Below are 12,567 nucleotides of genomic sequence, written 5' to 3'. Positions count from 1 at the left end.
GTAGGATTTGACCGACAATTCCAGGCGACATGCAAGAGCGGCCACCCCGGCCGCCCCCACCAACGTTTGCAGGGATGGAATGCGCAGACTTCGCCACCTGACCAACCGACACCGGGCACCGTCCACCAACATGGCCCTGGGGCTGCTGCTGGCCTTCAATGCCGGCGCCGTGAATGCGGGCGGCTTCCTCATCCTCGGCATGTACACCTCGCACATGACGGGCTTTGCCTCGCAACTGGCCGACAGCCTGGTGCTGGACAACGGCAAGCTGCTGCTCAATGCCCTGGGCGCCATCCTGGCCTTCATGACCGGCGCCGCCGTGTGCGCCGTGCTGGTCAACTGGGGGCGCCAGCGCCAGCTGTACAGCGTCTATGCCCTGCCCCTGATGCTGGAGGCACTGATGCTCTTTCCCTTCGGTCTGATGGGCACCGTCACCCTGAACTGGAACACCCCATTCGCCGTGCCGCTGACGGTGCTGCTGCTGTCCTTCATGATGGGCCTGCAAAATGCCGTCGGCTCCAAAACCTCGGGGGGCAGCACGCGCACCACGCACATGACCGGCAACTTCACCGACCTCGGCATGGAACTGGGCAAGGCCCTGTTCTGGCGCCGCCAGCGCCGGCAGTCCGCCACGGCCCTGCCCACTGTGCAGCACGACTGGCGCCGCATGCGCATGACGGCCGGGCTGATCGCGATGTTCGTGCTGGGCGGCATCACCGGGGCCCTGGGCTTCAAGCACATTGGCTTTTTCTGCGTGGTGCCGCTGGCCCTGCTGCTGCTGGCCCTGTCCGTGCCGCCGTTTCTGCGCGATGCCGCGCACTCCACGGAACTGCAGGCCCTGTGGCGCAGGTTCCACCAGCGCTGAGCATGCGCCCGCCCGGCCCCATCCCCTGTTGCAGGCCGCGGAGCGCCAAATCGGGGCATAATGACGCCCAGTCATGAAGATGGCGTTTTACAAATGCGGTGCACTCCGCATTTGATCGATCAAACGCTACTCTTTATGAAGCTACAGGCACAGATATACAAACGCGGTGGCGTTAGCTCAGTTGGATAGAGCAACAGCCTTCTAAGCTGTGGGTCACTGGTTCGATTCCAGTACGCCGCGCCATCTCTGCACCAGCCCCTATAAGCCGTCCGATGCCTGCATCGCACGGCTTTTTTGTTTTCCGCAACCACCATAACGAGACAGCCATGCCCACCCTGCCCACCACCATGCTGGCCGCCGCCCACCACGGGTTCGGCGACCCCGAGGTCCTGCAGCCCACCACGATGCCGCTGCCCAGCCTGCGCCCCAACGACCTGCTGGTGCGCGTGCACGCGGCCGGCTTGAACCGTGCCGAGATGAACTGGCGCCAGGGCAAGTACGGCGAGCAGCCCGGATTTGGCGACAGCGACACGGTGATCGGCCTGGAGATGGCCGGCGAGGTGGTGGCCATCGGCCCCGAGGCCCAGGGCTTTGCCATCGGCGACCGCGTCATGGGGATTGTCGGCGGCGGCGCCTATGCCGAATACGCCCGCATCGATGCCGGCATGGCCATGCACACGCCCGACAGCCTGAGCGATGAGGAGGCCGCGTGCATCCCCGAGGCCATGGTCACCGCCCACCACGTGCTGCTGCACCTGGGCGAGATGCAGCCCGGCGCCCGCGTGCTGGTCCACGGCGCGGGCGGCGGCGTCGGCACCTCGCTGATGCAGATGGCGCGCATGGCTGGCGCGCGCACCATCGTCACCACCAGCAGCGCCGGCAAGCACGAACGCCTGCACAGCCTGGGCGCCGACATCACCATCGACTACGCCAGCCAGGACTTCGCCGAAGTGATTGCCCGCGACGTCCCCGGCGGGCGCGTGGATGTGGTGATCTGCAACATGGGCGCCCCTTACCTGGAGCGCAACCTGCGCAGCCTGGAAGCCGGGGGCCGCCTGATCCAGCTGGGCCTGCAGGGTGGCGCCCAGGGCAGCCTGCCCATGGATGTACTGATGACGCGCCGGCTGCGCATCGAAGGCACGGTGATGAAATCCCTGACCCCGGTGCAGAAGGCCGCCATGACCCAGCGCTTTGCCCAGCGCTGGCTGCCGGTGATTGCCCAGCGCCAGTTGCTGCCGCTGATCGAGCGCAGCTACCCGCTGCGCGAAGCGGCCCAGGCACACCGCCATTTCGAGCAGCAACAACCCTTCGGCAAGCTGCTGCTGCGCTGCTGAACGCCGCAGCCAACAAAAAAAGAGAGCTGTCAGCGCTTGCTGTGTTTGGGTTTCAGGATGTTTTCCATCCTAAACCGGCACACAACAAGCGCCAGCAGCTCTCTTTTCAGATGAGTTCTGGGCGCGTCGGCAGACTTACTTGCTGGCCGCCAACAGGCTGTGGCCACCGGCCTCCACCCAGCTGCGCACGCGCTCGGCGTCGCCCAGTCGGCTGTACTTGCCCACCGAATCCAGGAACACCATGATGATCTTACGGCCCGCCACCTCGGCCTGCATCACCAGGCAACGGCCGGCTTCGGAGATGTAGCCGGTCTTTTGCAGGCCGATTTCCCAGTGGTCGCTCTTGACCAGGCGGTTGGTGTTGTTGAACTGCAGGGTGCGGTTGCCCACGGCCACTTCGTAGCTGGGCGAGGTCGAGAATTCGCGCACCAGGGCGTTGGAGTGCGCCACATTCACCAGGGTCGCCAGATCGTGGGCGCTGGACTGGTTGCGGCTGGACAGGCCGGTGGGCTCGACAAACTGGGTTTCCGACATGCCCAGCAGCTTGGCCTTCATGTTCATCAGCTGCACAAAGTGCTGCAGGCCCCCGGGGTAGGTGCGGCCCAGCGCATGCGCAGCACGGTTCTCGCTGGACATCAGCGCCAGGTGCAGCATCTCACCACGGGTCAGCGTGGTGCCCACGCGCAGGCGCGAGCTGCTGTTCTTTTCGGTGTCCACGTCTTCCTGCGTGATGGTGATCATTTCATCCATCGGCAGTTTGGCCTCGGCCACCAGCAGGCCGGTCATCAGCTTGGTGATCGACGCAATCGGCAGCACGGCGTGGTCGTTCTTGCGCAACAGCACCTCGCTGGTCTCCTGGTCCATGACCAGGGCCACGCTGGACTTCAGGTCCAGCGGATCGGACACCTGGTGCAAGCCGGCCAACTGGCCAAACGAAGGACGCGCCACCACGGCGGCGGCCGCAGCGGCACCGGCCGCCGCCGCGGCGACCGTGCGACGTGCAGCGGGCTTGGCCGCGACCTTGGTCTGCTGGGCCTTGGCCGGACGCGCCACCGCCACCTTGCGGCTGGAGCTGGCGGGAGACTTCTGGGCCACGGCCTTGCGCACCACGGGCGCTTTTTGCTGCTTGGACGCAGTGGCCGTCTTTTTGGCAGGTGCCGTCTTGGATGCGTAGGCGGCCGGGGTGGCCAATGCGCAACTGAGTGTCAGGAATGCCAAGGCTTTGGCGATGCGCGCATACGCAACAGAGGATCGGTGGTGCATGCAAGTGCTCCAAACAACAGACGACGGTAGAAGTGCCGGTAACCACCAAAAAAGTCGTGCACTCACGCGAATTGCACGACTTTTTGGACAGAAATTTGGGAAATTATAGGACGGCCGCTACCGTTTGTAGCAAGGAGTTAGCACTCAATCGCATTTATTTGAGAGCAAACAATACAGACGGCATCGCAGCTGGCACCTGCGATACCGCCTGTCACGCGGCAAATTTCACCATCCGGAAAGCCAGCAGCCCGGCGGCACTTGCGCGCACCGCGCAAGCCCACCAGAGCGCTGCATCAGACTGCCGCCGTCTGCACGGCCGGGGCGCGTCGCACACCGGACAAAATCGCACGGATCGACGCCGAGACGATGTTTGCATCCATGCCCACACCGAACACCGTGTGGCTGTCGTCCACACGCACTTCCACATAGGCCACGGCCTGGGCGTTGGCGCCCTCGCCCACGGCATGCTCGCTGTAGTTCATCACGCGCACGCTGCGGTCCAGGGATTGCGACAGGGCCTGCACGAAGGCATCGATAGGGCCGGTGCCCTTGCCTTCGAGCACGCGCTCCTGGCCGTCCCAATGCAGCTTGGCATTCAGCGTGACCTCGCCGTTTTCTTCTGCCAGACGGTATTGCGGGGCCTGTGCCACATCCATGCCGAATTCCTTGCGGAAGATCTGCCACAGGTGGTTGGCGGTGAACTCGGTGCCCAAGGCATCCATTTCACGCTGTACCACCTGGCTGAATTCGATCTGCAGGCGGCGGGGCAACTGCAAACCGTATTCGGCTTCGAGCAGGTAGGAAATGCCGCCCTTGCCGGACTGGCTGTTGACGCGGATCACGGCTTCGTAGCTGCGGCCCAAGTCCTTGGGGTCGATCGGCAAATAAGGCATGTCCCAGATGTCGCCTTCCTGGCGCGCACTGAAGGCCTTCTTGATCGCGTCCTGGTGCGAACCCGAGAACGAGGTGTAGACCAGCTCGCCCACATAGGGATGGCGGGGGTGAACAGGCAACTGGTTGCAGTACTCCACCGTGGCACGGATGCCGTCGATGTCCGAGAAATCCAGGCCCGGGTTGATGCCCTGGATGTACATGTTCAAGGCCACGTTCACCACATCCAGGTTGCCGGTGCGCTCGCCATTGCCGAACAGGCAGCCTTCCAAGCGGTCGGCGCCGGCCAGCAAGGCCATTTCCGCGGTGGCCGTGCCCGTGCCACGGTCGTTGTGCGGGTGCACCGACAGCACGATGGAGTCGCGGCGGTTCACATGGCGGTGGGTCCACTCCACCATGTCGGCAAAGATGTTGGGGCTGGAGTGCTCGACCGTGGTGGGCAGGTTGATGATGCACTTCTTCTGCGGCGTGGGCTGCCAGACATCGGTCACGGCATCGATCACGCGCTTGGAGAACTCCACCTCGGTGTCCGAGTACATCTCGGGCGAGTATTCAAAGGTCCAGTCGGTGTTGGGGTGGTCGGCCGCAATGTCCTTGAACAGTTGGGCATTGCTGCGGGCCAGTTCGACGATCTCGTCCTCGCTCATGCCCAGCACCACGCGGCGCATCACCGGGGCCGTGGCGTTGTAGAGGTGAACGATGGCGCGGGGCACGCCTTCCAAGGCTTCAAAAGTGCGGCGGATCAGGTGTTCGCGCGCCTGGGTCAGCACCTGCACGGTCACATCATCGGGAATGCGCTTTTCCTCGATCAGCTTGCGCATGAAGTCGAATTCGATCTGCGACGCCGAGGGGAAACCGACTTCGATCTCCTTGAAGCCGATCTTCACCAGCTGTTCGAACATGCGAATCTTGCGCTCGATGTCCATGGGCTCAATCAGGGCCTGGTTGCCATCACGCAGGTCCACACTGCACCAGACCGGTGGCTTGGTGATGGTGGCGTCGGGCCAGGTGCGATCGGTCAGGCGCACTGGCACAAAAGGACGGTATTTGCTGGCGGGGTTCTGCAACATCGACATGGGGCGCTCTCTTTCGTGGATCAAGAAAATGTGGCCTGGACTCCAGCAACCCCAAACAAAAAAGGCCCGTCGCTGGAAGCTACGGGCCTGGGAAGTAGGGTGTGTGTACGCGCGCGCTACTAGATCTGCCCGTTGGACATGGTTAGTAGTAGAGCTAGCGACAGGTTTTGCATGCGAACAACTCTAGCACAGTTTCTGGGAAAGTGTTGCCCGCATTTGTGCTCAATCGTGCAAACCGCGTTCTTCCGGCTCTTCCTTGGAAGTGCTGATCACGCTGGTGCGCTGGCCCTTGGACTTGCGCCAGGCGTAGACGGCATAGCCGCTGAAGCCATAGATGGCGAACACGGCGAACAGCACGGTGGGCGTGTGGATATTGATGATAGCGATGCCCAGCACGATCAGCACGATCGCAGCGAACGGCACGCTGCGCTTCATGTTCACGTCCTTGAAGCTGTAGAAAGGCACGTTGGTGACCATCGTCAGACCCGAGTACAGCGTCAGGAAGAACATCACCCACATCAGTTGCACCCAGGTCAACACGCCATCTTCACCGCGCACCACACCGTAGTCGTTCAGCACCCACATGAAGCCGACGACCAGCGCCGCCGCCGCGGGCGAAGGCAGGCCCTGGAACCAGCGCTTGTCCACCACGCCAGTGTTGACGTTGAAACGCGCCAGACGCAGCGCTGCGCACGAGCAATAGACGAAGGCAGCAATCCAGCCCCAGCGCCCCAGACCCTTGAGCGCCCATTCATAGGCAACCAGCGCTGGCGCCACGCCAAACGAGACCATGTCGCACAACGAATCCATCTGCTCGCCAAACGCGCTTTGCGTGTTGGTCATGCGGGCCACGCGGCCATCCAGGCTGTCCAGCACCATGGCGCAGAAAACGCCAATCGCTGCCAAATCGAAGCGGCCATTCATCGCCATAACGATGGCATAGAAGCCGCCGAACAAGGCGGCCAACGTGAACAGGTTGGGCAGGATGTAAATGCCCTTGCGGCGCTTGCGAACCACCACACCGGCGTCGCCCGCTTGGGCGTCGTTGCTGTCATGCATGTAATGCACCTCCAGAGCGCTGCCGCAAGCATCCGCGGCAGCTATTAAAACCATAGTATTTTAAGCAGATGGCTTGCACCATCTGGATGACAGCCAGTGTAGCGGCGTTGGCTTTGCCCCCAACAAAGAAAAAGGCCACTGCACAGGCAGCGGCCTTGGGCTGCCGCAGCCAGGCTGCGGCAGGGGATGCACCAGCATCAGTTGCGGGTCTGGTCCACCAGCTTGTTCTTGGCGATCCAAGGCATCATGGAACGCAGCTGGCCACCGACCTGCTCGATGGCGTGCTCGGCGTTCTGGCGACGGCGGGCGGTCATCGAGGGGTAGTTCAGGCGACCTTCGCTGATGAACATCTTGGCGTATTCACCGCTCTGGATGCGCTTCAGGGCGTTGCGCATGGCCTTGCGGGATTCTTCGTTGATGACTTCGGGGCCGGTCACGTACTCGCCATACTCCGCGTTGTTGGAGATGGAGTAGTTCATATTGGCGATACCGCCTTCGTACATCAGGTCCACGATCAGCTTCAGCTCGTGCAGGCACTCGAAGTAAGCCATTTCGGGAGCGTAGCCCGCTTCGGTCAGGGTCTCGAAGCCCATCTTCACCAGCTCCACGGCACCGCCGCACAGCACGGCCTGCTCGCCGAACAGGTCGGTCTCGGTTTCTTCCTTGAAGTTGGTCTCGATGATGCCGCCCTTGCCGCCGCCGTTGGCGGAAGCATAGGACAGGGCCACGTCACGGGCCTTGCCGGACTTGTCCTGGTAGATGGCGATCAGGGAAGGCACGCCGCCGCCCTTCAGGTATTCGGAGCGCACGGTATGGCCGGGGCCCTTGGGGGCGACCATGATCACGTCCAGATCGGCGCGGGGCACAACCTGGTTGTAGTGCACGTTGAAGCCGTGGGCGAACGCCAGGGTAGCACCCTGCTTGATGTTGGGCGCCACGTTGTTGTTGTACACCTCGGGGATGTTCTCGTCGGGCAGCAGGATCATGACCACGTCGGCCGCTTTGACCGCGTCGTTCACTTCCATCACGGTCAGGCCAGCCTTGCCGACCTTGTCCCAGGAAGAGCCGCCCTTGCGCAGACCGACAATGACCTTCACGCCGCTGTCATTCAGGTTCTGGGCGTGGGCGTGGCCTTGGCTGCCGTAGCCGATGATGGCCACGGTCTTGCCCTTGATCAGGCTCAGGTCACAGTCTTTGTCGTAGAAAACTTTCATGGTTGGCTCCAGTGGTTTGTTGGGGTGTTGAAACTTGGGAATTCAAAAAATCAGTGTACGCGGCAAACGACGGGGTTCTGCCTCAGACACGCAAAATGCGCTCGCCGCGGCCGATGCCCGAGGCACCGGTGCGCACGGTCTCCAGGATGGCGGTGCGGTCGATGGCCTGCAAGAAGGCATCGTTCTTGGATTGGTCGCCGGTCAGCTCGATGGTGTAGCTTTTCTCGGTCACGTCGATGATGCGACCGCGGAAGATGTCGGCCATGCGCTTCATCTCCTCGCGCTCCTTGCCCACGGCGCGCACCTTGACCATCATGAGTTCGCGCTCGGTGTAGGCGCCCTCGGTCAGATCCACCACCTTCACGACTTCGATCAGGCGGTTCAAGTGCTTGGTGATCTGCTCGATGATGTCGTCCGAACCGGTGGTCTGGATGGTCATGCGCGACAGCGACGGGTCTTCCGTCGGCGCCACGGTGAGCGACTCGATGTTGTAGCCGCGGGCCGAGAACAGGCCGACAACACGCGACAGGGCTCCGGGCTCGTTTTCGAGCAGCACGGCAATGATGTGTTTCATGGTGAAGGATTCCTCTTTTCGCTGCCCTCCCCTGCGACCGGTAAGCCGCAGGCTTGGCAGACAATAGATTCGTCAAAGTTCGGAGCACCGTGCGCAAGCCATGCTTGCGGTTGCGACTCCTATCACTTGGAAACATAGTGCTGGCATGCGCCAGCAGCTATGTTTTCACAAGCATGCTCAGAGGTCGTCCGGCCCCAGCAGCATTTCGGTGATGCCCTTACCCGCCTGCACCATGGGGAACACGTTCTCCGTGGGGTCGGTGCGGAAGTCCAGGAACACGCACTTGTTCTCTTCGCGGGCAATCCGGCGCGCTTCCTTCAAGGCCGCTTCGACCTGGGAAGGGTCCTCGATCAAGATACCGGCGTGGCCGTAGGCTTCGGCCAGCTTCACGAAGTCGGGCAGCGAATCCATGTAGCTGCTGGAATAGCGGCCCGAGTATTCGATCTCCTGCCACTGCCGCACCATGCCCAGGTAGCGGTTGTTCAGCGCACAGATGATCACCGGGGTGTTGTACTGGCGGCAGGTGGCCAGCTCCTGGATGTTCATCTGGATCGAGCCTTCGCCCGTGATGCAGAAGACTTCCGCCTGCGGCTTGGCCAGCTTGATGCCCATGGCATAGGGCAGACCCACGCCCATGGTGCCCAGTCCACCGGAGTTGATCCAGCGGCGGGGCTCGTCAAAGCGGTAGTACTGCGCAGCCCACATCTGGTGCTGGCCCACATCGGAGGTGACGTAGACGTCTTCGCCCTGGGTCATGTTGAACAAGGTGTCCACCACGTACTGGGGCTTGATGACGGCCTTGTTGTCGCGGTCGAACTGCAGGCAGTCGCGGCTGCGCCAGGCTTCGATCTGCGTCCACCACTGGGCCAGGGCCCCGTCGTCGGGCTTGGTCGTGGTTTCACGCACCATGGCGATCAACTCGGTCAGCACCTCTTTCACATCGCCCACGATGGGCACATCCACCTTCACGCGCTTGGAGATGGAGGAAGGATCGATGTCGATGTGGATGATCTTGCGCTCCACCGACATGAAGTGCTTGGGGTTGCCCACCACGCGGTCGTCAAAACGCGCGCCCACAGCCAACAGCACATCGCAGTTCTGCATGGCGTTGTTGGCTTCGATCGTGCCGTGCATGCCCAGCATGCCCAGGTACTTGCGGTCACTGGCTGGGTAAGCGCCCAGGCCCATCAGCGTGTGCGTGACGGGGTAGCCCAGCATGTCCACCAAGGTGCGCAGTTCGGGGCAGGCATTGCCCAGCAGCACGCCACCACCGGTATAGATATAGGGGCGCTTGGCGCTCAGCAGCAGTTGCAGGGCCTTGCGGATCTGGCCGGAGTGCCCCTTCTTGGCCGGGTTGTACGAACGCATTTCCACGCTTTGTGGATAGCCGCTGTACGCCGCCTTCTTGAAGGACACGTCCTTGGGAATATCGACCACCACCGGGCCGGGTCGGCCGGTGCGCGCTACATGAAAAGCCTTTTTCATGGTGATCGCCAGGTCGCGCACATCCTTGACCAGGAAGTTGTGCTTGACGATGGGGCGGGTGATGCCCACGGTGTCGCACTCCTGGAAGGCATCGGTGCCGATGGCGGCCACCGAGGTCTGCCCGCTGATGACCACCAGCGGAATCGAATCGGTATAGGCCGTGGCAATGCCGGTCACGGCGTTGGTCAGTCCAGGACCGGAAGTGACCAGTGCCACGCCCACTTCACCAGTGGCACGGGCAAAGCCGTCGGCGGCGTGCACGGCCGCCTGCTCATGGCGCACCAGCACATGTTCGATGCTGTCTTGCTTGTACAGCGCATCGTAGATATAGAGCACCGCGCCACCTGGGTAGCCCCACAGGTGCTTCACACCTTCAGCTTGCAGTGACTTGACGAGGATTTCGGCACCCATCAGTTCCTGGGTACCAGCTTGCGAAGAGGCCGCCGCCGCGTTGGCGTGCTCTGCTTTGGAGATTTCCATGATCCACCTTTGTGAATTTCTCTAACGAAAAACCTTGGGTGCCCCTCGCCAGCGTCCTTGTGGGACAGGTTCAGGACTTAAGGCCAAAGGACATGGGCGTGAGGGTGTACGCCGGACCTTGGCCCGTTTGCCTTGTTGAATTGCAAGTACCCATTATGGCACTGCAACATACGGTTTGGCGAACGCTTTTCGGCAGTTTGCCAACGCGATGCGATAATCAGGGTCTTTGCCGCAAGATGCATCCAGTTACAGCTGCATGGATTTTGTGCGTTATCGACTTACCGGGCACTTCTGTCTTGGCCACCGAACAAGAGCTATCTGACTTCCTGAAAGGCGTGGAGAAACGAGCGTTCAAACGCTCGGTTTACCACGTCCGCGACGAGGAGGCCGCCTTGGACATCGTGCAAGACAGCATGCTGAAACTGGCGCAGCATTACGGCGACAAACCCGCCCAGGAACTGCCCATGCTGTTCCACCGCATCCTGTCCAACTGCACCCTGGACTGGTTCCGGCGACAGAAAACCCGCAACGCGTTGTTTACCAATATGGAAGACCTCGCGCATGGAGATGACCCGGACGATGAACGGTTTGATTGGATGCAGACCTATGCCTCCGACGAGCAGCAAGAAGCCAGCCAGAGTGCCGAAGCCCTCACCCAGCGCGCGCAATTGTTACAAAGTATTGAAAATGAAATTCAAGCTTTGCCTGCGCGTCAACGGGAAGCGTTTTTGCTGCGTTACTGGGAAGACATGGACGTAGCGGAAACCGCCGCCGCCATGGGCTGCTCAGAGGGCAGCGTGAAAACCCACTGTTTTCGCGCCATCCAATCGCTGAGCAAAGCGCTCAAAGCCAAAGGAATCGAGTTATGACCACACCTTCGCACCATGATGAACTTGCGGCCGACACCTTCGCCCGCAAGCTGGCTGCGCACCTGTCTTCTGCAGATGCCAACCTGCCGTATGTGGTCACCGAGCGCCTGCGTGCAGCCCGCGTCCAAGCCGTATCCCTGCGCAAACGCAGCTCGGCGCCGCTGCGCGCCCTGCATACGGAGTCGGCTCCCACTCTGCTGGGCACCCAGAATGGAACCGCTATTCTGGGAACTCGTGGTGGTTCGCGTGACTCCGCACCTTTGTGGCTGCAACGCCTGCTGACGGCCCTGCCGCTGGTGGCCCTGGTTGCGGGTCTGGCATTCATCGGCGCAGAACAAGACAGCCGCGCCACCGTGGATGTGGCCGAAGTGGATGCGGCCCTGCTCACCAGCGAGCTGCCTCCCGCGGCATTTACCGACCCGGGATTTCAGCAATACTTGCAGACCACCGTGTCTGACACCCCCTAACAAACCGCTCCCTGCCGCACCAAGCCCCTGGGGCTGGTGTGCAGTTGTTACACTCGGCCCTACATGCCACTGACCTCTGCTCCCACAACAATTTCACGCTCATCCTGGATCGCTATTGGCTTGGCGAGCGTGTTGTTGCTGGGCTTGGCCGCAGGGGGCATCTGGAGCAGTTACCAAGTCACCATGGTCCCCAGCGCCGTGCCGCCAGGCATGGCCGTGGAAGAGCAAGGGGATGGAGCCTCCCTGACCACCGACACCCACTCGCGCCTGCGTCTGAGCGCAGCCGGCCCCAGCTGGCGCGAAATCAGCGAAGCCCAGCGCCAGGCGCTCATGCCCTTGCGCGATCGCTGGAACACCATGGGCGCCCTCGCCAAGCGCCGCTGGCTGGTGCTTGCAGACCGTTATCCCACCATGGATGAGGCCGAGCGCAATCGCCTGGTCAGCCGCATGACCACCTGGGCCAACCTGAGCGTCCAGCAGCGCAACCAGGCCCGTATCAATTTTGAGAGCGCAAAGCGCTTGTCTGCAGAGGAACTGCAGTCAAAATGGGATGCCTACCAGGCCCTGAGCGAAGCCGAAAAGCAGCGCCTGGCCGAGCAGGCCCGCAAGGCCAAGGCAGCCAAGAAATCCAAACGCCGGCTGGCCCAGGTGCCGCCCCCCGCGCCGCCGGCCGTCAAGGACGACAAACCGGTCAAGACCGCCCCACTGCCTGCCGTCATCACCCAGCCCGTGGCCACACCTTCGGTGGTGGAAAGCGTGCCGGTGTTCACCCCCCAAGCCGCCCCGGCGGTGCAGCTGACCCCCCTGGAACAGAAAAGCGCCAAGCCTGAAGCTCCGGCAGCGGCCAGCCAGCCCGTGGCCGTCCCACAAGCAGCCCCGGCCCTGGTGCTTCCGCCCCTGCACCCCGCCACGGATCCCCACCAACCGGCCACTGCAACGCAGCCGCCTGCTGCACATCCCCCAGCTCCCGCCGCGGCACAATAACCCCCT

11 protein-coding genes and 1 tRNA gene are annotated in these 12,567 nt (G+C 62.4%); 6 read left to right on the top strand and 6 right to left on the bottom strand.

The window, feature by feature from the left end:
• Positions 1-79 precede the first annotated feature (79 nt).
• The 3 genes from KAQ61_RS04365 to KAQ61_RS04355 all read left to right on the top strand — a co-directional run bounded on the left by KAQ61_RS04365 (position 80) and on the right by KAQ61_RS04355 (position 2,199).
• Positions 80-865, top strand: coding sequence for a YoaK family protein (locus KAQ61_RS04365; protein ID WP_210930613.1), 786 nt, complete (start codon positions 80-82; stop codon positions 863-865).
• A gap of 166 nt (positions 866-1,031) precedes the next feature.
• Positions 1,032-1,108 (top strand) — tRNA-Arg (locus KAQ61_RS04360).
• 83 nt (positions 1,109-1,191) lie between these two features.
• Complete coding sequence (locus KAQ61_RS04355) at positions 1,192-2,199, top strand: NAD(P)H-quinone oxidoreductase (protein WP_244982978.1); 1,008 nt, start codon at positions 1,192-1,194, stop codon at positions 2,197-2,199.
• A 135-nt stretch (positions 2,200-2,334) separates the two neighbouring features.
• Here KAQ61_RS04355 and pbpG read toward each other — a convergent pair whose 3' ends face one another.
• From pbpG to KAQ61_RS04325, 6 genes are all read right to left on the bottom strand, one after another.
• Positions 2,335-3,462, bottom strand: a complete 1,128-nt coding sequence (gene pbpG / locus KAQ61_RS04350) for a D-alanyl-D-alanine endopeptidase (RefSeq protein ID WP_042413339.1) — start codon at positions 3,460-3,462, stop codon at positions 2,335-2,337.
• Between the two features lie 293 nt (positions 3,463-3,755).
• On the bottom strand, positions 3,756-5,423 hold the full coding sequence (leuA, locus tag KAQ61_RS04345) for a 2-isopropylmalate synthase (protein WP_210931701.1): 1,668 nt from the start codon (positions 5,421-5,423) through the stop codon (positions 3,756-3,758).
• A gap of 228 nt (positions 5,424-5,651) precedes the next feature.
• The gene (gene pssA / locus KAQ61_RS04340) at positions 5,652-6,488 is read right to left on the bottom strand and encodes a CDP-diacylglycerol--serine O-phosphatidyltransferase (protein ID WP_042413346.1); all 837 of its coding nucleotides are present in this window, start codon (positions 6,486-6,488) and stop codon (positions 5,652-5,654) included.
• Between the two features lie 197 nt (positions 6,489-6,685).
• On the bottom strand, positions 6,686-7,702 hold the full coding sequence (gene ilvC, locus KAQ61_RS04335; RefSeq protein ID WP_043382180.1) for a ketol-acid reductoisomerase: 1,017 nt from the start codon (positions 7,700-7,702) through the stop codon (positions 6,686-6,688).
• Positions 7,703-7,784: 82 nt separating this feature from the next.
• Entirely contained in the window at positions 7,785-8,276 is a 492-nt protein-coding gene (gene ilvN / locus KAQ61_RS04330; protein WP_042413352.1) for an acetolactate synthase small subunit, read from the bottom strand.
• Between the two features lie 177 nt (positions 8,277-8,453).
• On the bottom strand, positions 8,454-10,241 hold the full coding sequence (locus tag KAQ61_RS04325) for an acetolactate synthase 3 catalytic subunit (RefSeq protein WP_210930612.1): 1,788 nt from the start codon (positions 10,239-10,241) through the stop codon (positions 8,454-8,456).
• 296 nt (positions 10,242-10,537) lie between these two features.
• Here KAQ61_RS04325 and KAQ61_RS04320 point away from each other — a divergent pair, with 296 nt between their 5' ends.
• The 3 genes from KAQ61_RS04320 to KAQ61_RS04310 all read left to right on the top strand — a co-directional run bounded on the left by KAQ61_RS04320 (position 10,538) and on the right by KAQ61_RS04310 (position 12,561).
• Positions 10,538-11,110: an RNA polymerase sigma factor gene (locus KAQ61_RS04320; protein WP_042413356.1), complete on the top strand. Its 573-nt coding sequence runs from the start codon at positions 10,538-10,540 to the stop codon at positions 11,108-11,110.
• Entirely contained in the window at positions 11,107-11,577 is a 471-nt protein-coding gene (locus tag KAQ61_RS04315) for a DUF3619 family protein (protein ID WP_210930611.1), read from the top strand. Before KAQ61_RS04320 ends, KAQ61_RS04315 begins: the two co-directional genes overlap by 4 nt.
• Before the next feature lie 129 nt (positions 11,578-11,706).
• Positions 11,707-12,561, top strand: coding sequence for a DUF3106 domain-containing protein (locus KAQ61_RS04310; RefSeq protein ID WP_244983051.1), 855 nt, complete (start codon positions 11,707-11,709; stop codon positions 12,559-12,561).
• Positions 12,562-12,567: the final 6 nt, after the last annotated feature.

It is taken from the genome of Comamonas aquatica, from assembly GCF_018064205.1.
In the GTDB taxonomy this organism is placed as follows: Bacteria; Pseudomonadota; Gammaproteobacteria; order Burkholderiales; family Burkholderiaceae_C; genus Comamonas; species Comamonas aquatica.
The sequence above is the reverse complement of the archived record's forward strand: the minus strand, read 5'-3'. Positions and strand labels throughout refer to the sequence as shown.